Origin of the sequence: Cetobacterium sp. 2A (assembly GCF_014250685.1) — a bacterium.
Classification (GTDB): Bacteria; Fusobacteriota; Fusobacteriia; order Fusobacteriales; family Fusobacteriaceae; genus Cetobacterium.
This window is the reverse complement of sequence record NZ_JACFAJ010000011.1, coordinates 105,443-127,960: the sequence shown is the minus strand read 5'-3', so window position 1 is coordinate 127,960 and position 22,518 is coordinate 105,443. Positions and strand designations below refer to the sequence as shown.

Annotated in this window: 25 protein-coding genes; 8 read left to right on the top strand and 17 right to left on the bottom strand. The window is 27.7% G+C overall.

Annotated elements, in window-relative coordinates:
* Positions 1 to 3: 3 nt before the first annotated feature.
* The 6 genes from H3N56_RS12220 to ppk1 form a co-directional block, all read right to left on the bottom strand.
* Positions 4 to 612: a copper homeostasis protein CutC gene (locus tag H3N56_RS12220; RefSeq protein ID WP_185881472.1), complete on the bottom strand. Its 609-nt coding sequence runs from the start codon at positions 610 to 612 to the stop codon at positions 4 to 6.
* Entirely contained in the window at positions 606 to 1,118 is a 513-nt protein-coding gene (locus H3N56_RS12215) for a YbhB/YbcL family Raf kinase inhibitor-like protein (protein WP_185881471.1), read from the bottom strand. Before H3N56_RS12215 ends, H3N56_RS12220 begins: the two co-directional genes overlap by 7 nt.
* A gap of 16 nt (positions 1,119 to 1,134) precedes the next feature.
* Positions 1,135 to 1,578, bottom strand: coding sequence for a GNAT family N-acetyltransferase (locus tag H3N56_RS12210; protein ID WP_185881470.1), 444 nt, complete (start codon positions 1,576 to 1,578; stop codon positions 1,135 to 1,137).
* Between the two features lie 17 nt (positions 1,579 to 1,595).
* The gene (locus H3N56_RS12205) at positions 1,596 to 2,012 is read right to left on the bottom strand and encodes a MarR family winged helix-turn-helix transcriptional regulator (RefSeq protein WP_185881469.1); all 417 of its coding nucleotides are present in this window, start codon (positions 2,010 to 2,012) and stop codon (positions 1,596 to 1,598) included.
* A complete protein-coding gene (locus H3N56_RS12200; protein ID WP_185881468.1) occupies positions 2,003 to 3,379 on the bottom strand; it encodes an MATE family efflux transporter in 1,377 nt (458 codons plus the stop codon). The genes H3N56_RS12205 and H3N56_RS12200 overlap by 10 nt, the downstream gene beginning before the upstream one ends.
* An 87-nt stretch (positions 3,380 to 3,466) precedes the next feature.
* A complete protein-coding gene (gene ppk1 / locus H3N56_RS12195) occupies positions 3,467 to 5,425 on the bottom strand; it encodes a polyphosphate kinase 1 (RefSeq protein WP_185881467.1) in 1,959 nt (652 codons plus the stop codon).
* A gap of 162 nt (positions 5,426 to 5,587) precedes the next feature.
* Here ppk1 and H3N56_RS12190 point away from each other — a divergent pair, with 162 nt between their 5' ends.
* From H3N56_RS12190 to H3N56_RS12180, 3 genes are read left to right on the top strand one after another with little or no spacing between them, the layout of a single operon-like run.
* Positions 5,588 to 6,649: an efflux RND transporter periplasmic adaptor subunit gene (locus H3N56_RS12190; RefSeq protein WP_255492200.1), complete on the top strand. Its 1,062-nt coding sequence runs from the start codon at positions 5,588 to 5,590 to the stop codon at positions 6,647 to 6,649.
* Positions 6,650 to 6,651: 2 nt separating this feature from the next.
* Positions 6,652 to 9,705 carry an efflux RND transporter permease subunit gene (locus tag H3N56_RS12185; RefSeq protein ID WP_185881466.1) on the top strand — a complete coding sequence of 1,018 codons (3,054 nt, stop codon included), beginning with the start codon at positions 6,652 to 6,654 and terminating at the stop codon, positions 9,703 to 9,705.
* Positions 9,662 to 10,474: a MerR family transcriptional regulator gene (locus H3N56_RS12180; protein ID WP_185881465.1), complete on the top strand. Its 813-nt coding sequence runs from the start codon at positions 9,662 to 9,664 to the stop codon at positions 10,472 to 10,474. The genes H3N56_RS12185 and H3N56_RS12180 overlap by 44 nt, the downstream gene beginning before the upstream one ends.
* Positions 10,475 to 10,516: 42 nt before the next feature.
* On the opposite strand, the gene H3N56_RS12175 is transcribed toward H3N56_RS12180, so the two are convergent.
* Positions 10,517 to 10,909 carry a hypothetical protein gene (locus H3N56_RS12175; RefSeq protein WP_185881464.1) on the bottom strand — a complete coding sequence of 131 codons (393 nt, stop codon included), beginning with the start codon at positions 10,907 to 10,909 and terminating at the stop codon, positions 10,517 to 10,519.
* Positions 10,910 to 11,008: 99 nt separating this feature from the next.
* Between H3N56_RS12175 and H3N56_RS12170 the strand changes: the two genes are divergently transcribed.
* The 3 genes from H3N56_RS12170 to H3N56_RS12160 are packed head-to-tail and all read left to right on the top strand — an operon-like array spanning position 11,009 to position 12,515.
* Positions 11,009 to 11,269, top strand: coding sequence for a helix-turn-helix transcriptional regulator (locus H3N56_RS12170; protein WP_185881463.1), 261 nt, complete (start codon positions 11,009 to 11,011; stop codon positions 11,267 to 11,269).
* A gap of 1 nt (position 11,270) precedes the next feature.
* Positions 11,271 to 12,257 carry a permease gene (locus tag H3N56_RS12165; protein ID WP_185881462.1) on the top strand — a complete coding sequence of 329 codons (987 nt, stop codon included), beginning with the start codon at positions 11,271 to 11,273 and terminating at the stop codon, positions 12,255 to 12,257.
* A 24-nt stretch (positions 12,258 to 12,281) separates the two neighbouring features.
* Positions 12,282 to 12,515 (top strand): thioredoxin family protein, encoded by a 234-nt coding sequence (locus H3N56_RS12160; protein WP_185881461.1) that lies wholly within the window; start codon positions 12,282 to 12,284, stop codon positions 12,513 to 12,515.
* On the opposite strand, the gene H3N56_RS12155 is transcribed toward H3N56_RS12160, so the two are convergent.
* Together H3N56_RS12155 and H3N56_RS12150 are read right to left on the bottom strand one after the other, a co-directional pair.
* Complete coding sequence (locus H3N56_RS12155; RefSeq protein WP_185881460.1) at positions 12,504 to 13,136, bottom strand: methyltransferase domain-containing protein; 633 nt, start codon at positions 13,134 to 13,136, stop codon at positions 12,504 to 12,506. The genes H3N56_RS12160 and H3N56_RS12155 overlap by 12 nt on opposite strands.
* On the bottom strand, positions 13,126 to 13,644 hold the full coding sequence (locus H3N56_RS12150; protein WP_185881459.1) for an Rrf2 family transcriptional regulator: 519 nt from the start codon (positions 13,642 to 13,644) through the stop codon (positions 13,126 to 13,128). Before H3N56_RS12150 ends, H3N56_RS12155 begins: the two co-directional genes overlap by 11 nt.
* Positions 13,645 to 13,821: 177 nt before the next feature.
* Here H3N56_RS12150 and H3N56_RS12145 point away from each other — a divergent pair, with 177 nt between their 5' ends.
* Complete coding sequence (locus H3N56_RS12145; RefSeq protein WP_185881458.1) at positions 13,822 to 14,193, top strand: pyridoxamine 5'-phosphate oxidase family protein; 372 nt, start codon at positions 13,822 to 13,824, stop codon at positions 14,191 to 14,193.
* A 74-nt stretch (positions 14,194 to 14,267) separates the two neighbouring features.
* On the opposite strand, the gene H3N56_RS12140 is transcribed toward H3N56_RS12145, so the two are convergent.
* The 3 genes from H3N56_RS12140 to modA all read right to left on the bottom strand — a co-directional run bounded on the left by H3N56_RS12140 (position 14,268) and on the right by modA (position 17,376).
* The gene (locus H3N56_RS12140) at positions 14,268 to 15,869 is read right to left on the bottom strand and encodes an ABC-F family ATP-binding cassette domain-containing protein (RefSeq protein WP_185881457.1); all 1,602 of its coding nucleotides are present in this window, start codon (positions 15,867 to 15,869) and stop codon (positions 14,268 to 14,270) included.
* A gap of 122 nt (positions 15,870 to 15,991) precedes the next feature.
* Positions 15,992 to 16,645 carry a molybdate ABC transporter permease subunit gene (gene modB / locus H3N56_RS12135; protein ID WP_185881456.1) on the bottom strand — a complete coding sequence of 218 codons (654 nt, stop codon included), beginning with the start codon at positions 16,643 to 16,645 and terminating at the stop codon, positions 15,992 to 15,994.
* Positions 16,642 to 17,376 carry a molybdate ABC transporter substrate-binding protein gene (gene modA / locus H3N56_RS12130; RefSeq protein ID WP_185881455.1) on the bottom strand — a complete coding sequence of 245 codons (735 nt, stop codon included), beginning with the start codon at positions 17,374 to 17,376 and terminating at the stop codon, positions 16,642 to 16,644. The genes modB and modA overlap by 4 nt, the downstream gene beginning before the upstream one ends.
* A gap of 150 nt (positions 17,377 to 17,526) precedes the next feature.
* Here modA and H3N56_RS12125 point away from each other — a divergent pair, with 150 nt between their 5' ends.
* A complete protein-coding gene (locus tag H3N56_RS12125; protein ID WP_185881454.1) occupies positions 17,527 to 18,288 on the top strand; it encodes a phosphatase PAP2 family protein in 762 nt (253 codons plus the stop codon).
* Here H3N56_RS12125 and H3N56_RS12120 read toward each other — a convergent pair.
* The 5 genes from H3N56_RS12120 to H3N56_RS12100 all read right to left on the bottom strand — a co-directional run bounded on the left by H3N56_RS12120 (position 18,283) and on the right by H3N56_RS12100 (position 22,448).
* Positions 18,283 to 19,092 carry a MerR family transcriptional regulator gene (locus H3N56_RS12120; RefSeq protein ID WP_185881453.1) on the bottom strand — a complete coding sequence of 270 codons (810 nt, stop codon included), beginning with the start codon at positions 19,090 to 19,092 and terminating at the stop codon, positions 18,283 to 18,285. The two genes, H3N56_RS12125 and H3N56_RS12120, sit on opposite strands and share 6 nt — an antisense overlap.
* Positions 19,093 to 19,171: 79 nt before the next feature.
* Positions 19,172 to 19,612 carry a rhodanese-like domain-containing protein gene (locus H3N56_RS12115; RefSeq protein WP_185881452.1) on the bottom strand — a complete coding sequence of 147 codons (441 nt, stop codon included), beginning with the start codon at positions 19,610 to 19,612 and terminating at the stop codon, positions 19,172 to 19,174.
* Between the two features lie 188 nt (positions 19,613 to 19,800).
* Positions 19,801 to 20,310 carry an L-2-amino-thiazoline-4-carboxylic acid hydrolase gene (locus H3N56_RS12110; RefSeq protein ID WP_185881451.1) on the bottom strand — a complete coding sequence of 170 codons (510 nt, stop codon included), beginning with the start codon at positions 20,308 to 20,310 and terminating at the stop codon, positions 19,801 to 19,803.
* A gap of 15 nt (positions 20,311 to 20,325) precedes the next feature.
* A complete protein-coding gene (locus H3N56_RS12105; RefSeq protein ID WP_185881450.1) occupies positions 20,326 to 21,111 on the bottom strand; it encodes an SDR family NAD(P)-dependent oxidoreductase in 786 nt (261 codons plus the stop codon).
* Between the two features lie 14 nt (positions 21,112 to 21,125).
* Positions 21,126 to 22,448 carry a hypothetical protein gene (locus tag H3N56_RS12100; RefSeq protein WP_221893492.1) on the bottom strand — a complete coding sequence of 441 codons (1,323 nt, stop codon included), beginning with the start codon at positions 22,446 to 22,448 and terminating at the stop codon, positions 21,126 to 21,128.
* Positions 22,449 to 22,518: the final 70 nt, after the last annotated feature.

Genomic DNA, 22,518 nt, shown 5'->3' with positions numbered 1-22,518 from the left:
TTTTTATACTATTTTTTTCCCATGAAATTCATGAGTATTAATTAAAGAAGAAATTTCGTTAAAGTTTTCATACGTTATTTTTCCGGCAGCAATGATAATAATTTTTCCATTGGCTAAGGTAATCATTTTATTTAAGATATCTTTTCCAGCTAAAGCAGTTTCATGTTTTCCAGATGTTAAAATTCTATCAATCCCTAATTCTATTAGATTAGGGATTGCATTTATAGGATTTTCAACTTCATCTATTGCTTTATGAAAGGTTACTTTCATTGGTTTTGCCAAAGAAATTAGCTCTTTAAGTAAAGGATAATCAATTTCTTTTTTATTATTTAGGACTCCTATCACAATCCCTTCAACACCTAAAGATTTGCAAAGTGTAATATCATCTTTCATAATTTCAATCTCATCTTTTGAGTAACAAAAATCTCCTCCTCTTGGCCTAATCATCACAAAGAATGGAATATTAAGATATTTCAAACATGATTTTATCGTTCCATAAGATGGAGTAGTTCCTCCTTGAGCTAAGTTTTCACAGAGTTCTATTCGATTCGCACCTTTACTTTCAGCGATTTTAGCTTCTAAATAAGATTCTACACAAGCTTCTTTTAACATTTATATATTCCTTCTAACTCCGCAATTCCTAGAATATGATTTTTCATATCTTTATATAGGTAATTAAGATAAAAACCATTTTCTAATTTAATTTCTTTATCTAAAGCAAAAATTGTAAAAGTATATGTATGATCTTTATCAGGTGGTGCAGGACCACCAAAATGTGAGGCTGCTTTTTTATCAAGTTTTCTAAAAGGAGATATTGAACTGTTTACTCCTTGTATTAAGTTTACATCTACTTGACTTGCATTCTCTGGAAGTTCTGTATAGTTTACTGGAATAAGTGCTACCCAGTGTATCCATGAAAACCCACAAACAGGAATAGCATCAAAATCTTGCATAACTAGAGCAAACTGTTTTGTTCCTTCTGGAGGATTAGTCCATTGAAGAGGGATAGAAAGAGAAGGAACATCCTCTATTTTGTCAGTCCCGTATTTTCCATATTTTTCAAGAATATATCCATTTTTAATACCTGTACTACTTAATTCAAATTTTAAATTTGTCATAACAACCTCCATTAATTTAATTTTTTTCAAAAATCATATGTACATGGGGAATTTCATCTTCTAAATAAACATCAGATGTAGTTTTAAAATTTAAACTTTTATAAAAGTTTTCTAAATAAGTTTGGGCACTAATTTCTATTTTATTCTCATTCCATTCATTTGTAATAAACTCTATTCCTGATATTAATAATTTTTTTGCATATCCTTTATGTCTTGCTGATTTTCTAACTATAACTCTTCCAATGGAAGCACTATCGTATGAAATTCCTGGTTTGATAACTCTTATATAACCTTCAAGTTTATCATTTTCCCATATCATAAAATGAACGGAATTTTTATCTTTTCCATCCACATCATTGTAGGGACAATTTTGGTCTACGACAAAAATTTCAGCTCTTAAATTTAAAATATCATAAAGTTCATTTAATGTTAACTCATCAAATTTTTTAATTTTTATCATTTCGAGTCTCCCATTTTTCAAATTTTTTTCAATAAAAATAAAAGTTGAGCATACTCCTCTTCTGAAAGATTAGAACTCAGTAAAGAGTCTAATTTTTGGAGAATAGAAAACAGAGTAGGTTTTAATTCCATAGCTTTTTCTGTTAAATATACATTGTAAACCCTTTTATCTGTGGAATCTTTTATTCTAAATATCAATCCCAACTCTTCTAATTTTTTTATTGATTTAGTTGTGTTGCCCTTATCTAAGTTAAGAGTTAGACTTATACTATCTTGTCTAATTCCTCCTTCTGAATAAAGTAACATAAGAAGTGAGAGTTGTCCAGGTGCAATTTCACATTTATGGATTGCCAATTCTTTTGTGAGAAAAAGATGGGACTTTCTCGATAAACAACCAATATATCTACCAATAGTATTTTTTAATTCTAGCTCCATTGTTCACTCACAGTATCAAAGTTATTTTCAATATCGAATGTTCTTAATTCTTTAATTACAAAATAAGAAGTAACTAAAACTGTGAAAAAGTCTGAAATAGGTTGTGCCATCCATACTCCATCTAATCCTATAAATCTTATAAGAATAAATGTAATAGGAATTAGTAAGATAGCTTGTCTCATAAGACTTAGAAGCAAAGAAACTTTTGCTTTTCCAATAGCTTGGAAAAACTGACTTCCTATCATTCCAGCTGCGATTAAAGGCATACATTTACTGTATATTTTTAATCCTCTAACTGAAATACTAACAATATTAGGATCACTATTGAATGTTTTTATTATAAACTCTGGGAAAAATTGTACAAATAGATAAGCTAGTGTTAGTAGAACTGTGGCAAAAACAGTTGATTTATATACAGTCTCTTTTACTCTATCATATCTTTTGGCTCCAAAATTATAACCTATAATTGGTTGAGATCCCTGTGCTATTCCAAAAATTGGCATTAAACAAAGCATAGCTATTCCATTTACAGTAGCCATAGCACCAATAGCATAGTCACCACCGTAACTTTTTAAGATATTATTATTTATAATTTGGATTAAACTAGTTATAAGTTGCATTATAAATGGTGAAACTCCTATAGCAAATATTAGTTTAGAAATATTCATATCTAGCTTTAAAAATTCTTTTTTTAATTTCATAGTTGATTTTTTGCTTTTATAATAAATTATAGTTAAGACAAATGTTAAAGTTTGAGAAAGGATTGTAGCATAAGCTGCTCCTTCAATTCCCATATTAAATGTAAATATAAATAATGGATCTAAAATAATATTTAACATACAACTAAATACCATGATAAGAGCTGATATTTTTGGACTTCCGTCAGTTCTTATAGTACTGTTTAATGCATAACCGGCAATATTAAATATAGTACCCATAAGTATTATCCACATATATTTTTTAGCGTAGAATAAACTTTCACTACTAGCACCAAAAGCTATCAAAATATTATCACAAAATACTAATCCTAAGATAGTTATGATTCCACCAACTATAAAAGATAAAGTTAAAGTATTTCCAATGATTTTTTCGGCACTTTCTCTTTCTCCCTGTCCAAGTTTGATAGAAATATTAGCTGCAGCTCCTACACCTAACAGCATGCTAAATGCAATAAGTATAGTTACAAAAGGGAGAGTAACACCTATACCTGTTATAGCTATAGCTCCCACTACGGGAATATTTCCTATAAACATTCTGTCTACAACATTGTAAAGAGCACTTACAAGCATTCCAATTATTGCAGGAACAGAATATTTTACAAGAAGTTTCATTATCGGTTCGTTTAAAAGTAATTTACTATTTTTCACAATTCCTCCTAAGTTTAAATTAGTTGTAAAATACAACTATCGCGATAAATATCATATCACAAAAATAACTTAAGCTCAATAGAAAAGTTATGATTTATGGAAATAATATTCTTGATAATTAAACTTTGCTTCTTTTTTATTTCTTTTAACCAATTTATAGTTTCCATTTGGTAATTGTATCCATCTTTTCACATTATCTTTTAAAACATTATCTAGATAATGTTTTATCTTTTCTTTATTTTTATTATCTTCAATTGGAAAAAGGACTTCAATTCTTTTCTCAAGATTTCTTGTCATCCAATCAGCACTTGATAAATAACATTCACTATTTCCATTATTCAGAAAATAAAAGACCCTGTTATGTTCTAAAAATCTTCCAACGATACTATAAACTTTTATATTTTCACTAAGATTTTTAATTCCCGAAATCAAAGAACAAGCACCTCTTACGATTAGATTTATTTTTACACCAGAATTACTAGCTTCATAAAGTTTTTGAATAATTTTTTTATCAGTTAGTCCATTCATTTTTGCTATAATTTCTGCTTTTTTATTAGATTTTGCATTTTTAATTTCTCTTTCAATAAGTTCTAATATTTTATCCTTTAAAAATAGAGGTCCAACAATGAGTTTCTTCCAATTATTATTTTGCTGTGGTCCAAGTAAGTTTGAAAAAAGATTGGCTACATCTGACGTAATTTTATCTTTGGATGTAAGTAATGAAAAATCGGTGTAAGCAGCGGGATAGTAGTTCCCTGTTCCAAGTTGACTATAATATTTTATTTTGTTATTTTCTTTTTTTGTAATGAGCAGGCATTTTGCATGAACTTTTAAATTTTTTACTCCATATATAACTTGGCATCCAGCTTTTTCTAATTCTTTTGCCCAGTGTACATTATATGCTTCATCAAATCTGGCTTTTAATTCTACAAGTGTTACGACTTCCTTATCACTTTTTGCAGCATCAATAAGAGCATTTATAATTTCCGAATCATGATGAGTAACTCTATATAATGTTTGCTTGATACTTATTACATCTGGATCATTTGCAGAAGTTTGTATTAATTTTGTAATATTTTTAAAAGAGTCAAATGGATGAAGTAAAAGGACATCTCCCTTTAGCTGTTTATGATACTTATCTTTTAGAGGAGGATATTTAAATTTTTGATATCCATTTAATTTTTCAATGTCCCATAAAAATGTTAAGTCAATTGGACCATTTATTTCATTTATGTCTTCTGTATCTGGAGCAATTTTTCCTTGAATAAAGGTTTTAATTTTTGCACTTATATTTTTTGAATGTTCGATTCTGATTGGTGTTCCCCATTTTCTTTTTTGTAATTCATCTTCTACTTCTTGTGGGATATCTAAGATATCTGATGCATGTTCTAAAATTTCTAAATCTTCATTTCTCGTTATTCTAAAGATTGCAGTTTCTTTTATAATAAAATCTTTATAAAGATATTTTAGATTATTTTTTATTAAGTCTTCCACTAATATAAATAAGTTTTTATTATTTTTTAATTTGATTAATCTATTTTGATTAGCTCTAAGTTGGATTAAAGAAAATTTTTCTTCCTTTGTATTTTTATTTTTAAGAATACTTATTAAAGAAATAGTTCCAGAAGATATATGAGGTACGGGATGCATATTATCAATTTCTACAGGCGTTATAGTTGGTAAAATATTATTTTTGAAGTAGTGTTCTGCAAGAAAAGTTTCATCTTTATTTAAATCTTCATAGGATTTTATTTCTATGTCAGTATCTTGTTTTAGATCCAATAATAGGTTTCTATATTGTTTGTACTGGATTTTAATCATGGAAGAAACAGCTTTGTTAATTTTATCTAACTCGTTTGTTTCAATAAGTCTAGGAACTCTAACCATAAAAAATTGATCTAGATTTGAAGAAGCTATTGCTAAAAACATGGCTCTTTCAAAAAGAGGATTCCTATTCTTTGTTGCTTCATGAAGAACCCTACTATTAAAATCTAGCCAACTTAAATCACGATTATAAAAATATTTTTTATCGTTATTTTTTTCCATATATTTCACCTCAGGTTTATTAAAGAATAATATTATTCTTTAATAAACTAATAAAATTTCCTTTAATTTTAAAGTGAATAAAAAAAAACTTGAGTCTCAAGTTACTTCATAGTTTAAAATAAAGTATAAAGTTAATTTAATATAAGTATTGGGAGGATTTTAATGAAAAAATCAATGTCTATGTGTATACTTTTACTTCTTTTAGTATCATGTGGAGAGAAAAAAAATATACAAGAAGAGAAAAAAGAAAGTTTAAAACAGGTGAAAACGCAAGAACTTAAAATGGAAATCTTTGATAATATAAAAGATTATAATGGTGAATTGGTTCCAGCAAAAGAAGTTTCAATATTGACTCCAACAGGTGGATATATAAAAGAGATTAAAAATAAAAATGGGGATCGAGTAAAAAAAGGAGATATTATACTTACACTTACTGATGCGGATACAGAATCTAAATATTATGAAGCAGAGGGAACTCTTATTAAAGCGAAATCTGAATATAGTACTAATGAAACATCTTACAAAAAATATAAGAATCTCTATGAAAAACAATTTATTTCTGAAGATACATATTTAGGATCTAAAAATCAATTAAGTCAAAGTTTAGGAAATCTAAAAATAGCTCAAGCTGGATATCTAAACTCTAAAGATAATTTTGATAGATTAACAGTAGTTGCAAATATATCAGGTGTTATAACTGATTTATCTTTAAAAGAACATGAAAAATTATCAGCAAATCAAAAAGTTTTAACAATTGTTGATAACGATATAATGGAATTAAAAATGGCAATTTCAGGGGAAGATATAAAGAATACTAAAATAGGGAATGAAGCAGTTATTTATATAGATAATTTGAGAAAAAAAGTTAATGGAAGAGTTGATAGTGTAAATCTTTCAGCAAACTCTAATACGAAGAAATATGACGTGAAAATTCTTATTGATAATTCATCAAATGAAATATTAAAAGGAATGTACGGTCAAGTACAAATGAATCAAGGGAAAATTGAAGGAATTTTTGTTCCTAAAGAAGCTATCATGATAAAAGATTTATATGCGTATATAGTTGTTGTCCGTGAAAATAAATCTTTGATTTATAAAGTTGAACAATTATCTTCCATTGGAAATCTTCAAGAGATTGTATTTAAAGACTATCAAATTGGAGATAGAATCGTTATACAGGGTCAATATCTTTTAAATAATAATGATAAAGTGAAGGAGAGTTAATAATGAAATCGCTATCAGAATTTTCAATAAGAAAACCAGCTACAGCCTTGATGATAGTTATTTCTATGGTAGTTTTTGGATTACTTGGACTTTTAAAGATGCCAATTGAACTTATGCCAAATACACAAACTCCTATGATAAGAATTAGTGTTGAATGGGATGGAGCAACTCCATCTGATGTAGAAAAAATGATAACTAGAAAAATAGAAGATATTCTGCCAAATGTAGATGGAATTACTGAGTTTAACTCAGTATCAGAACCAGAAAAATCAACCATAAATGTTAAATTTAAGTATGGAACAAGTATAGAAACAAAAATTACATTGATTCAAAATGAAATAAATCAAATTAAAAATAAGCTACCAGTTGATATAGAAGAGCCAACAATTAGAGAACAATCAATGTCGTCTGCTCCAGCGGCAGTTTTAGCCATTTTTGATGGGGATAGTATGGAAGTTAGGAGTTACGCTGAAAACACCTTGAAACCTTTATTAGAAAGGATAGAAGGAGTTTCTCAAATTTTAATTTTTGGTGGAAAAGAGCAACAAGTTTTAGTAGAAATAAATCCAGAGAAATTGGAAAATTACAATCTAAATATTTTAGATATAAATGAAATTATTTCTAGTTCAAGTACAAATATTCCTGGCGGAAAAGTCAAAGAAGGAGAAAAGGAATATTTAATTAAAGTTCAAGGAGAATTAGAAACAGCAGAAGAAATTGGAAATATAATAATAAAAAATGAAAATGGTCATCTTTTAAAATTAAATGAAGTTGCAAATGTTAGAATATCAACAAAAGATGAGAGTAGTTTATTTAGAAAAAATGGAAAAGATGGACTTATTATAATAGTTGGAAAAACAGATAAAGGGAATGCGATAGAGATAGTAAATGCAACAAAGAAAGTTTTATCGGGAATAGAAAAATCTTTACCACTGAATTCTAAAATAGATTTTGAATATGATACATCTATAACTATCATGAATTCAATAATGAGTGTAAAGGATACTGCAGTATTAGGACTTGGATTGGCTTCTATTATTTTATTTATATTTTTAAAAAGTATAACGTCAACTTTAATAATTGCAGTAGCTATACCAATATCTATAATATTTACATTTTTTTTGCTAAATTTACAAGGTATAAGTATAAATCTAGTTTCTCTTATGGGGCTTTCTCTTGGAATTGGAATGCTTGTAGATAACTCCGTAGTTGTAGTAGATAATATATTTAGACATATAAGTGAATTAGGTGAGGATAGGGTAACTGCTGCAAAAAAAGGAGCTGAAGAAATGGCTCTCCCAATTTTATCTTCAACTTTAACAACTGTTTCAGTTTTTCTTCCACTTGTATTTCAAGAGGGAATAGCAAAAGAGGAATTTAAGGATATGTGTTATGCAATTTCTTATTCCTTATTAGCTTCTCTAATAATTGCATTAGTATTTGTTCCTATGGTATCTAGTAAAATTATGTCTAGAGGAAAAAATATTGATTCAGAGGGAAGAGTTTTAAAATGGATAAAAAATATGTATATTTTTATATTAAAAAAGGCGATAATATTTAGAGGATGGGTTTTGCTAGGAGTAACATTACTTTTTATAGGGTCTTTATATGTTGCTTCAACACTTGGAGGAGGATTTATACCTACCATGGATGAGGGAAGATTTGCAGTCATAGCTTCATTACCATCAGGATCTGATATAAATATGAGTGATAGAGTTTCCAGGATTCTAGAAGAAAAAGCTTTAGATATAAAAAGTTTAGAATCTTATACAATTTCTGGCGATACAACAAATTCTATTTTGAATATGAATATGGGATCAAAAACCAATCGAAAAGAAAATATGTTTGAAATCTTAAAAGATATAAGAGAAAAAATTAAAGAAATACCAGACGTCCAATTAGCAATTGTTCCAGGATTTGTATTTGGATCTAGTGGAATATATGATTTAGAATTTGAATTGTATTCTAACAACGAAAATGTATTGAGAGAAACAACTGAGAGATTAAAAAAAGATATGGAAAAAATCAATGATATTACAGAGGTGAAATCATCGTTTGAAGGTGGTAAACCAGAAGGAAGAATTATAGTTGATAGAGAGAAAGCAAAATATTATGGTGTTAATATAAATAGTTTATCTAGAATGATTCAAACTCAAATATTAGGTGGAACTCCTTTGACAATATATAGTGATAATGATGAAATTGATGTAACTGTTCAGTTAGAAAAAAAATATAGAGAATCAACAGGACTTCTTATGAACTCTAGAGTAACACTACCGAATGGAAATAATATAAAAATTTCAGATATAGCGAGATTGAAAGTTATAGAAGGACCTTCAAAAATAGAAAAAAAAGATAAAATGAGAAAAGTTATAATATATGCTAATCTTGCAAATGGAAGTAATTTACAAAAGGCAAATGAAGCAATTATAAAGGTTTTTAATGAATCAGGTATTTCAGATAGTGTTTCATTTGGACTCGGTGGAGATAGTTCAGATATGAAAGATATGGGTTCTCAACTTCTGTATATTTTTGGAATTGGAGTTTTTCTTATATATTTTATATTGGTATGGCAATTTGAATCATTTATACTTCCATTTATTATTTTACTTTCTATTCCATTATCCACAACAGGAGCTTTTTATGGATTGAAAATTTTTAATGTGAGTATAGATGCAATGGTTTCTGTTGGATTTGTAATGTTAGCAGGAATAGTTGTAAATAATGCCATAGTGCTTATAGATTTTATAAATATGAAAAGAGAGAGCGGATTTGGATTAAATAAAGCTATAATAGTCTCAGGGAAGACAAGATTTAGACCAATTCTTATGACAACTTTAACAACTGTGTTAGGAATGGTTCCTCTTGCAGTCAGTACTGGCGAAGGATCAGAAATGTATACAGGAATGGCATTCGTAGTTATATTTGGACTTACATGTGCAACAATTTTAACTCTTGTAGTTATACCTGTATTTTATTATGTAGTAGAAGACTTAAAAAGAGGGGTGAAGAATGGACGTTTATTTTTCAGTTGGAGAAGTCTCCAAGGCAACTAAAATCCCTATTTCAACTTTAAGATATTATGATAAAGAGGGGGTACTTTCTCCAACTTCTAAAAATGAAAAAACTAAGTATAGATATTATTCAGGAATTCAAATTCCAATATTAAAAGCAATATCTCATATGAGAAGATTAGGATTTTCAATAAAATATATAAAAAGTCATCTGGAAGAAAAAGACTATAATCATACTTTGGAGTTATTTGAAAATACGATTTTAGAAACTAGATTAGAAATAGAACGATTGAAAAAAATAGAGGAAGAACTTTCAGAAAACTTAAAGGATTTTCAGATTTTAAAAGAAATGAATCAAAAAATTAACAAACCATTTTTTGAAGAGATATCAGCGATTAAAGGAATTAGATTCCAAGGACCTTTTAAAACTAAAAAAGAAATGGGAAATATTATGAAAGCTATGGATGTCTTTGAGTTTTTAAATAATGCACATTTAAAAGCAAGAGGATTTAAAATTTCAGAAAAATACTGGAATAAAAATAGAGATGTCAAAGACGAGATGTTTGCTGTCTTAGAAGAGAAAGAATACAATGATTTTACAATATTAGAAAGTGGAATATGTGCTTGTATTTACGGAAGGGGAGTTTTAGAGAATCAAGAAAATATATCTGAATTACTTGAGTGGATTGATGTGAACGGTTACGAGGCGAGTGAAGATATTTATATTTTCTTTGAAGAAAGATTTATATTTTTTATAAGTAAAAATGAATTTATATACTCGGTAAAAATTCCAATTAGAAAGAAAAAATAGTTAAATTAAAAGTCCAGAAAGGCAACTTCTGGACTTTTTAATTTAGTTTCTATTTGAGAGCTCAAAAATTAATTCTTTTACTTTTTTATCTAGAATATTTATAATATGTTCTTTATCTTCAAAAGTTTCCGATGGATAGTCTTCCATATTGAAGTTAAAAGTTTCTTCTGATGATATAAAAGGACATTCGATTTCGCATCCCATCTTAACTAAATAGTCAATTTCAATAGGAATTTCATTTAAAGAATGAGGTTTATATCCCTTCATAGAAAGACCTCTTTTCTCCATTATTTGCTCTCCTTCTTTATTAACAAAAGGAGCAGGATTTAGTCCTGCGCTTACAATTATAAAATTATTAGTTAATTCTTTTGCAAGTCTTTCACAAATTATACTTTTGAAAGAATTTCCATTGCATACAAATGCTATTATTTTCATCTCAATCACCCCTTGATAATTAATATTGACAATTTTTATAAATCATTATATCATGATATTAGAAAATTATGAAATACTAATTTGAAGGAGATTAAATATATGGAGAAAGAAGTTAAAATATTTAAAGCATTAGGGCATCCACTAAGACTCGAAATAATCAATCTTTTAGCAGGAAAAGAAGATCTTTGTGTTTGTGAAATACAGGAAAAATTTGGAATTACACAATCTAACTTATCACAGCATCTTAGAATATTAAAGGAAGCTGATATATTGGGTTCAAAAAAATCTGGTGGGTGGGTTCATTATAGTTTAAAGAATAAAAAGATAATAGAAATTATCGATATACTGAAGGAGAGTTAGAATGAATTTTATTGAAAACATATTTTTAAAAATGACTTGGTTATACTCGTGGTCAGAATATTTAGTAACAGATATATTTGGACTTTCTATGAATAGTAAATTAGGTGGAGGATTACAGTTTTTTATTTATGATACAATTAAAATATTTTTATTACTTGGATTTTTAATATTTTCTATTAGTTATATTCAGAGTTACTTTCCTCCTGAGCGTACAAAAAAAATACTAGGAAGATTTAAAGGAGTAACTGGAAATACTCTGGGTGCACTTTTAGGAACGATTACTCCTTTTTGTTCGTGTTCAAGTATTCCTCTATTTATAGGATTTACTTCAGCTGGATTACCACTAGGAATAACATTTTCATTCCTTATATCTTCACCTTTAGTAGATTTGGCATCTTTTTTACTACTAAGTTCGTTTTTTGGATTTAAAATTGCTGCTATTTATGTAATAGTTGGTATAATACTTGCAGTGGTAGGTGGAGTTATAATTGATAAAATGAACATGATAAAACATGTGGAGGAATATATTCTTAATATTGAAAATGTAGATACAGAAATTCAAACTATGAGTATGAAAGAAAGAATACATTTTTCTAAAGGACAAGTAAAAGAAATATTTGATAAAGTATGGTTTCCAATACTTATTGGTGTAGGAATAGGAGCACTTATACATAATGTAATTCCACGTGAAACTATTGAAATGCTATTGGGAAAAGATAATCCATTTGCTGTAATAATAGCAACTGTAATTGGAATACCAATGTATGCAGATATATTTGGAACTTTACCGATAGCTGAAGCATTATACATGAAGGGTGTTGGACTTGGAACAATACTTGCTTTGATGATGTCAGTAACTGCACTATCTTTCCCTTCAATAGTTATGTTGAGTAAAGTTGTAAAACCAAAGCTTTTGGGATTATATATTGGATTAGTTAGTATTGGAATTGTTATAATAGGTTATTTGTTTAATGCTATCACGTTATAGTAAAAATATAATTGGAGGTTTAAAATGGAAATTAAAGTATTAGGTGGATGTTGTAAAAATTGTGATATATTATTAAATTATGTAAATGAGTCTTTAGCAGAATTAAATAAAACTGCTGATGTAGAAAAGATAACAGATTTTATTCAAATCGCTAAATTCGGTGTTATGAAAACTCCAGGATTAGTAATAGATGGAAAAGTAATATTTTCTGGTCGTATGGCTGATAAAAAAGAAGTAAAAGAGATACTATCTAGATAATATCTCTTTTGAAAATACACAATAAACGTATTTTCTATTATCTCCCCACGGTGTTAAATAGCAATGAGTTAAAGTTTCTTCTAGTTTAAAAGAGTCTCCAAAAAAATTAATTAAATCATCAGTGTTATATTTATAGACTGAAAGTCCGTTACATTTTTCTGCATCATTATCTTTTGAAAAGCAAGAAATTATAAATATTCCACCAGATTTAAGAAAATTAATTAAATTATTTTTATATGATTTTTTTGAAGACTCATTTTCTAGAAAGTGAAAAACAGCTCTATCATGCCATAATTTACCAACATTTTCAAAATAAATTTGATTAGTTAAATTTTCTACTCTTAGTGATACTTTAGAACCTTTTGGAATTTCTATATTTTCTTTTAAAAAAGTTATTGCTTGGGAACTTAAGTCTATTCCTTCTAGATTGCTATATCCATTTTCAAGAAGAGATTGTATCAAGGTACTTTCCCCACATCCAGCATCTAAAATTTTCTCGGATTTATTTTTTAGATATTTTTTTATTAAAGAAAGTGAGGGTTCTGGCACATCTTCATACCACCCTAATTCTTCTCTTGAATTTTCACAATAAGTTTCATTCCAAATATCCTTAATTTCCATAAGTTTCACCCTTTTTCTCCATAAACCATCTTAAAGTTTCCTCTTCTGATCCTTTAGGAAGAATTCTTCCGTAAACCTCATCATAGAGCCAATCTAAATTTTTTGCAGAAAGATATTTTTTCATTTCATTTTCTCCGTCCAACATTACTTTTTTAATGAAGCATGGACATTTTGTATATACATCCGGAAGATTATTTTGATCTACTAGAACTGTTTTTTGTCTAATCTCGGCACATTGAAAAAGAGGTTCCTTTCCTTCGACAGCTTCCACTACATCCCAAAAAGAAATGTCCTTTGGATTACGAGCAAGTTCATATCCACCATTCACTCCAGGTACTGATCTTGTAATACCAGCTTTACCTAATTTTGTAAAAATTTTAGCTAGATAAGATTCAGAAACTCCTTGAAATTCAGCTAAAGCCTTAATTCCTACATAATCTTTATCTTTTAATTTTACTATATATAAAAGACAGTGAAGAGCATATTCTACACCTACAGACATTTTCATAATTGCCAACTCCTTTTATCGTTAATTATAAATAATTTTATCATTTTCAATATTTAAATTCAATGATTAAATTTAATTTAAATATATTTTATTTTTGTTGACAAACATATCTAAATCTGATAGCATTATTACAGACAATATGTGTCGTCAATTAGAAAGTGGTTTTAAGGAGGAGTTATGTTTAATGAGAAATTCTTAGAGGTAATAAAGCATGAGGGAGTAGTTTCAATTGTAACTTGTGGAACAGATGGAGCCCATGTTTCAAATACTTGGAATAGTTACTTAACTGTTGTAGAGGGTAATAAAATACTTATTCCAGCCGCTGCGATGATAAAAACTGAAAAAAATATACTTGAAAATAATATAGTAAAACTTACTGTAGGAAGCCATGAGGTTATGGGATACAGATATATGGGAACTGGATTTCTTTTAGAAGGAACAGCTAAATTCTTAAGAGAAGGAGAATATTTTGATATGATGAAGGAAAAATCTTCTTTTCTTACAAGAGTATTAGAAGTTACAGTGAATTCTTGTAAACAGACTCTTTAATTTCAATTTTAAAAGGAGAGAGAGGGTAAATAATTAAAAAATGGATACTCGAAGAGTATCCATTTTTTAGTTATTTATTCTTTTGGTCTAATTTTTTTATCTCTAATATCATAAGTTTCAAAGTTTATTTTTTTCAATAAAACTTTATCATGAGTAACTAAAATAACTGCACCTTCATATTCCATAAGCATATTGGCGATTGTTGTTCTAGAGTAGTCATCCATATAAGTTGATGGCTCATCTATTATTAGTAAATCAGTTTCTGATAAAATATTTGCAAATATTTCTAGTCTCTTCTTTTCTCCACCAGATAACATAAATATTCTTTTATCTCTAAATTCAGGTTCATTGTTATATAGTGTGTCTATTGCAGCTTCCACAAAATCGTCAGATAATCCTGTCTTACCTTTTAAATAATCTATAATAGAAATTTTTTCATTTTCAAATACAGTTTCTTGCTCAATGAAAGAAATTTTTGCTTTTTTATTTATGAAAACATCTCCAGTTGTAACACTTTCTTGTCCTGTTAATATTTTTAATAAAGTTGATTTTCCAGAACCATTTTCTCCAACAATACAAACTTTACTATCTTTTAAAATATTAAGATTAACATTTTTATATAAAACTTTGTCTGGATATTCTTTAGAGATATCTGATAAAGTTATAATTTCAGAATCAATTTCTTTTGTTGATATGAACATCTCTTTAGGAGCTGGAGCATACTCATATTTATATTCTGGAGAAAATTCAATCTTCTCTTTATCAAGCCTATAAAGTTCTCTTTGCATCCTTCTAAGAATAACGGCTTGCGCATGCTTATTTTCACATCTTTCAATTAAAATGTACTTTTTATCAACAGCTTTTGATGTCTTTTCAACTGTTGTATTAGTTGCTTGATTTAATCTTTTTTCTTCTGCTAATTTAATCTTTTTCTCTTTTAAGAAATTATTATAGTTACAATCGTAAGCAGTAACTGTGTAGTTATCGATGTCTAATATTTTGTTAGAAAAAGATTTGATAAAGTCTACATTATGTGAGATTACAATAAACGCTTTATCACTTTCTGAGATATAATTTGAAAGCCACATTGTCTTCTTTTTATCAAAAAAAGAAAGTGGTTCATCTAGAATTATTAAGTCAGATTGACTAAATAAAATAATAGCAAGTCTAATATATTGTTTTTCTCCACCGCTTAACTCTTTAAATTTTTTATTTAATTTATCAGATAGATTAAATACCTCAATAAATTCTGACTGAGTATGGATATAAGAGTATCCACCTAAACTTTCAAACTCATCTGATAAATCAGAGTATCTTTTTAGTAAAATCTCATTTTCTTCAGTATTATCTGTAAATTGACTTGCTACTAATTCCATATCTTTTTGTATTGAAATTACTCTTTCAAAAGGAAGATTAAGTAGATTTTCTACATTTTCATTCAAATCAATTCTTCCAAATTGATCAAAACATGAAATAGTTGCATCTTCATTTATTATTACTCTTCCTGAATCAGGAAGTTGTTCATCCATTATTAATTTTATGAACGTTGATTTACCTACACCATTATTTCCGATTAAAGCAATTTTATCGTTTGAATTTATATTTAGATTTACATTTTTATATAAATTTTGTGTAAAAAAAGCCTTTGAAACATTTTTAAATTCAATAATATCCATATTTTTTCTCCTAATTTTCATAATCTAAATTATTTAATTTTATATACTAAGCATAGTTACTATTGTAACATGAATTATGATAAAAAGGGAGATAAATTTCTTAATTGCTAACTATTTTTATTTTAATCTTTTTTTAAATTATAATTATAAAAAATCAAAATTATAAAACTTATAACACTTATAATTAGTAAAATTATATTTGCACTTTTATAATCCCCTAATTCTACAGCAGAATAGATAGCCATTGGAATAGTTTGAGTTCTTCCAGGAATATTTCCTGCAATCATCAACGTGGCACCAAATTCTCCAACAGCTCTACCGAAAGCTAAAAGGAGTCCTGTAAAAATATTTTTTTTAATCATAGGTAATTGGATATGAATTAAGGTTTGCCATTTCGAGGCTCCCATTTCTTTAGCTGCTTCAATATAACTACTTTCAATCCCGAGAAGTCCACTTTTTATATTTTGATATAGTATTGGAAAAATTACTACGGAAGTTGCAATAACACCAGCCCACCAAGTAAATATTATTTTTATATCGAAATAGTTATAAAGATATCCTCCAATAATTCCTTTTTTCCCAAGAATAAGAAGAAGAACATATCCTATAGCTGAAGGAGAAAAAAATATGGGAAGAGTTACAATCCATTCTATTATTTTTTTTCTTTTTTTATCGACTTTATTTATTTTCCAAGCTAGTAAAATAGTTATAACTGCACTAATAAAAACTGAAATTATAGAGATTTTTAGAGTTATAAGTAATGCTGAAATTATCATAGAATTTTAAAACCATTTTTTGTATAAATTATTTTAGCTTGGTTACTTTGTAAAAACTTAAAAAACTTTTCATTAGTTAAATTTTTATTTTCTTTTAATATTGCAAAACTATATTTAGGTTTGGTGTATTTGTCATTATCTAATTCAAGAATTATTTTACTATTTTTTAAATTTTTAATTTCGTTTCCATATATTATTCCGTAATCTACTTCCCCTTGTTCTACATAATTGAAAACTGCTTTCGCATCTTTTGTAAAAATTATATTTGTTTTTATATCTTCAAATAATCCAACATTTTCTAAATATTCTTTAGAGTAATCTCCTAACGGAACTAGTTCAGGCTGTCCTAAAGCAATTAATTTACCGTTCAACTCTCCAATATTATTTAAAGGTTTATATCCAATAAGAGTTATAGAGTTATAAATTACTTGAATAATGTCATCAGATGCAATAATATCCTGCTCTTTTAATTTGTTTACATTTTTTGTATCAGCAAACATAACTATATCTACAGGAGCACCATTTTCTATTTGCATTCTCAAAGATCCTGAAGCTCCAAAATTTGTAAGAAATTCTATATTGTCATTTGGATTTTCTCTTTTATACTCAATTACTAATTCATCTACAACTTCTTTTAAACTTATAGCTGAACTGATAATAATTTGATTTTGAGATTTTGAATGACTTAAAGTAGAGATAAAAAATAAAAAAATTAAAACTATTTTATTCATATTGACCTCCAGTTGTTTTTTTAAATTTTATCATAGTATAATTCTTCTGTCGAATATTAATGACTTAATATAAAACTATTAATTTAAAAGGATAATATACATTCATGTATAAAATAGAAGAATATAAACTTTGTTTAAAGGGAGAAAAAAATGGAAAAGATACCTAAAGTTATAGGAATAATTACTTTGGTGACTACTATTATATATCTTTTCATTAAAAGAAGAGATTTATTTAAGTTTTCTCTAACTCTTGAAAAAAAGAGTATAATAAAAATATTTAAATACTCTTTTTTAATTTTAGTAGTAATCTTTATTTTAGACAAAGGAACAGCATATATTTTTTCCAATAAATATCCACATGGAATAGTTTCTTTCTTTCCAAAATTATCTCCATATTTCAATGATTTTTTTAAATTTATAACTCTTTTTGGTGAAACAGACTATGTTGCATTTGGAGTCACACCTTTCTTAATTTATGGTATTATAAAGAAAAATAATAGAATAAAAGATTTGAGTTTTGGGGTAATTTTGGCAATAACAATTGCAGGAATTTTAGTTTCTATATTAAAAGTGATTTTTGCAAGAAGTCGTCCTTACGAGGAGTGGAATAGTTTAGGATTTTATTTTGTTGAAGATATTATAGAAAAAGAAATACCCTACAAAGGAGGGTATCTTTCTTTTCCGTCTGGGCATACACTGACAGCATTTTCTGCTTATTTTTTCCTTTATTTAGAGAGCGATGAAAAAATAATGAAGTTCTTGTGGATATTATTAGGTATTCTAGTTGGTTTTTCTAGAATATATCTATCCTATCATTGGCTTAGCGATGTATTAGCTAGCACAATACTAGCTTATTTTATTGCTAAGAATACACAACTTACTTTGGATAGGAGTAAGAGCAATAATTTATAAATTTTTTAATGGAATAATTATATCGAGTAATGAATATTCTTTATTCTTATTATCTAATTTTGCTATATAATATACTTCATATAAAAAATCTTCTGTTAGAAGATTTTTTTCTTGTCCAAATTTAATTAATTGATTAAAAAAAATATTGTTTTCAAACGCTGCACTTTCTAAACATAGGGATATTCCATTTCCTACTATAGAAATTAAATTTTCAGATAGTTCTAAATATCTGTTTAGAGCGATTATAATTTCAGTATAAATTGTTTTATTTTCAGTTTCAAATCTATTTTTATCAACTTTTAAAATAATTATGGTATCTAGGATATTATATTTTTTTTCTACTTCAATAATCATTTTTCTAATTTTTGTTTCTAAATCATGAGAGTTTCCAATTTCACAATTTGAAGAGATGATTTTAAGTATAGAGAATTTTTCAATTCTAATTTTTTTATCTTTTCTTTCTATTCCTACTTCTATTTTTTTTTCTAAAAATTCAAGATTTTTTTCAATACTTTCCAATTTCATAATTTGTTTTTTTATAATATCCTTTTGGAGTTTTACAGCTTCTTGGATATTTTCTAAAGAATCTCCTGTTTTTAAAATGATTTTTATTTCTGCAAGAGAAAATCCTAACATTTTAAATCTTTTTATAAAATCAATTTGAAGGAATTGATCTATCGAATAATATCTGTAACCAGTATCTTGATTTATATGGATAGGTTTTAACAGTCCTTCTTTATCATAATGATGAAGTGTTTGAACAGAGATTTTATTAAGTTTTGCCGTTTCCCCTATAGAGAACATCTATGCTTTTCACCCCCTATATTTTATAAAAAACCAAAGAGTCTGCCATATTCTCCTTAATGATGGTTTTCAACAGCTTTTATTTTTGTTTTTCATAAGGCCAAGCTTTTATTCCTTCTTTAGCATTATAAATTTTATTGAATCCTTTATTTGAAAGTATTGCAGCAGCTTTAGCCGATCTTCCTCCTACTGCACAGAAAGTTATATATGTTTGTTCCTTATCAAGTTCTCCTATTCTATTTTCTAATTCTCCTAAAGGAATGTTTATAGAGGGATTGATGTAACCATCATTTTTAAGTTCCTCTGGATTTCTTACATCAAGAAGTATGGCTTCTTTTTTATCAAGCATCTCCTTTACCTCATTTAATGGGATAGTTCTATACTCTCCTTTTATATCATTTGTCATTAGATATGCTTTTTTTGCTGTTTCATCCACCAGAGAGTTCTTTGGAGTTGTAGTATTTGAAAATAGAAGTGTTGAAGTTGTTAAAGATAATATTGTAGCTAGTATTTTTTTCATGATTCCTCCATATAATTATATAGTTATTTAACTTTACGATTGTAACATTATTTTTTAATCAAATCAAGATTCCTAATATCTAATATATTAAATAGAATAAAATTTGAGAATAAAAAAAGAGCTGTCAACAAAGTTTATTTGTCAACAGCCTGAGCCTGCAAGAGTCAAGTAAGACCTCTTCTACATAATTATTTTTTGAAGAATGATATCTGACAAGTTGGATGTCCTTCAGCTATAGTATTTCCCAAATGGAATTCTAGTCCCATTCCTTTAGCTATATTTCTATCTCCTTCCATGGCAATATCACATAATTTGGCACATGTATCATCATCTATTCCTAAGTCTTGCCATGCTTTTAATAAAGGACAATGATGAAATTCAACATCTAATCTATCTTCAGTTTTATTTTTAAATTCAACCTCAAATGTATTTCTTAAAATTGGTGTTAAAAATATATCTGCAAATTCGCTACAATTAATTTCCCCTTCACCACAAAGTTTTTTTAGTGTTTCTCCATCTTTAAAACCAGTTTTAGCTATTGCTTTTCTTGCAAATTCTTCACCATCATTCTCTTTTTTTGCATTCTTAGCTTCTAAATAAGTAAGAGCCATCCAAGTTGCTCTATGACCTATAGCACCTCTTTGAATATTTGATTTTTCATCGTTTAATATGTTTGGTTTATTATCTAATTTTGACATAATTCCCTCCTTATTTTATATTGATTTATTTTTTTCATATGCAAAAGTTGGATTTAAAGTCATGCTCCTTCCACCAGAAACTTCAATTGTTGTAGCTGTCATATAACTAGCTGCATCACTTGCTAAAAATAATATAGGTTTTGCTATTTCTTCTGGCTCAGCCATTCTTCTTAATAGTGTTGCATTTGAATTTTTTTCCAATTCTTCTTTTGAAATTTTATTTTTAGTTAAAGGAGTCATTGTGAATCCCGGCATAATGCATGTTACTCTAATATTATCCGCACAATATTCTCCAGCAAAAGTATTTGTTAAATTATTAATTGCTGATTTAAGGGGACCATAAAGTGTACTTCTTCCTGCCGAGGAACATCTGGCTGCTAAAGAGCTAACATTTATTATTGAGCCACCTTTATTTTTCATATAACGATATGCTGCTTGGCTCCCAAAAATTACTGATTTAAAACAAGCTCCTACAACAAAGTCAATTTCTTTATCACTATATTCATCAGTTTTTTTATAACCTATAGTTCCAGCATTATTTACCCAGCAATCAATAGAACCAAATTTTTTAAAAACATTTTCTGCAAAATTGTATACTTCTTCTGATTTTGAGACATCTACTCTTTGAGACATTACCTCTCCTAAGTTTTTTAATTCCTCTTCAACCTCTTTTATATTATCGTCTATTGAACAAAATGCTACTTTAGAGCCTTCTTTTAAAAATTCTTTTACAGTAGCTAGTCCAATTCCACTACTTCCACCAGTTATTACAACAACTTTATTTTTTAAACCTAAATCCATAATATAACCCCTTTCTATTTAAAGAAGAATGCCAATACTGCTCCTGCAATGAAAACAGATCCTGACGTTGCACTAACAAATCCGGAAACAAGAGTTTTGGGTAGTATATTTTCTTCTACTATTTTATACTCCTCTTCTGTTTCTGAAACTACTTTCGCTGCTTCAACACTTAAAACATAACTTGCTGGAAATCCACCTGCTAAAGAACCTAATCCAATTGCAAAAGACATAGCCGTACTCCATCCTAAAAATCTTCCTAAAGGTATTGATACTATAGCAATACCAAGAGTTGCTAAAACAATTAATATTGCAAAATCTTTTAATAAAAGAACTAATGTTTCTGGCGTTATACTATTAAGTTGTGAAAATACAAACATCATTATTATAGTATATACAAATCCCATACTTCTTGATTTTATCAATATTTGTGGTTCTATAAATCCTAGAGCTGCAGCAAATACACCTAAAATTAAAGCCCATACAAATTTAGAAATATATCCTGCTGAAATAATTTCTAAGTATCCTGATAAGACAACTAAAACTACCATTGTAAAAATATTTGTAAAATCACTTTGATATTTCGTAGGGATTTTTTCAAAAAGATCCCATTTATATTTTTTAATATTTTTATTTTTTGAATTTGATGTAGAATCATTATCTAATTTTAGAGTTCCCTCTCTATATTTTTTTATTAAATCTTTTCCTTCTTTTTTTAAACATAGACTAGTAAGTGGATATCCTATGAATCCCTGTAGTACATATACAGCCATAGCTAGTATAAATAAATGTTGATTATCGCCTGCTGCTCCTTGCATCATAAGAGCCGCTACAAATCCTCCAGTTAAAGGTGGTGCTGCGATTGCTGCTGTATCTACTCCTAAGATTAAAGATCCTACAGTTAAGATTGCAATTAGTATCCCTAGCATACCTCCTAAAGTAACTAGTACTGTTCTCCATTGATTTATTAGTTCCTGTATATTTAACATTGTTCCTAGATGAACGACCATTAACATAACTAAGAATGTTGGAAGATTTGGCGCTACTCCTCCCAATTGTAGAATATTTTTAGGAAAAAATGTCCAAAATCCTAAAACAAATAAAATAGCACTTACAAACATTGAAGGGACAAAAGCTTTAGTCTTTATAGAAATGATTTCTCCTACAATTAGACAGATAAGCATTAATAAAAATGCTGATTGAGTTGTAAGGCTATTTTCTCCTTTCCATACTTTATATATTTCAAAATAAAAAATTGAAACTACTGATAAAATGATTATAAGCCAACCAATTGATTTATAATTATTTTTTTTTTCTTGAATAACTTCCATATTTTCCATAGTCTAGACCACCTTTCCTATAATCCTATTTTTTAATAAGATACTGATATTTATTTTATTACTTCATATT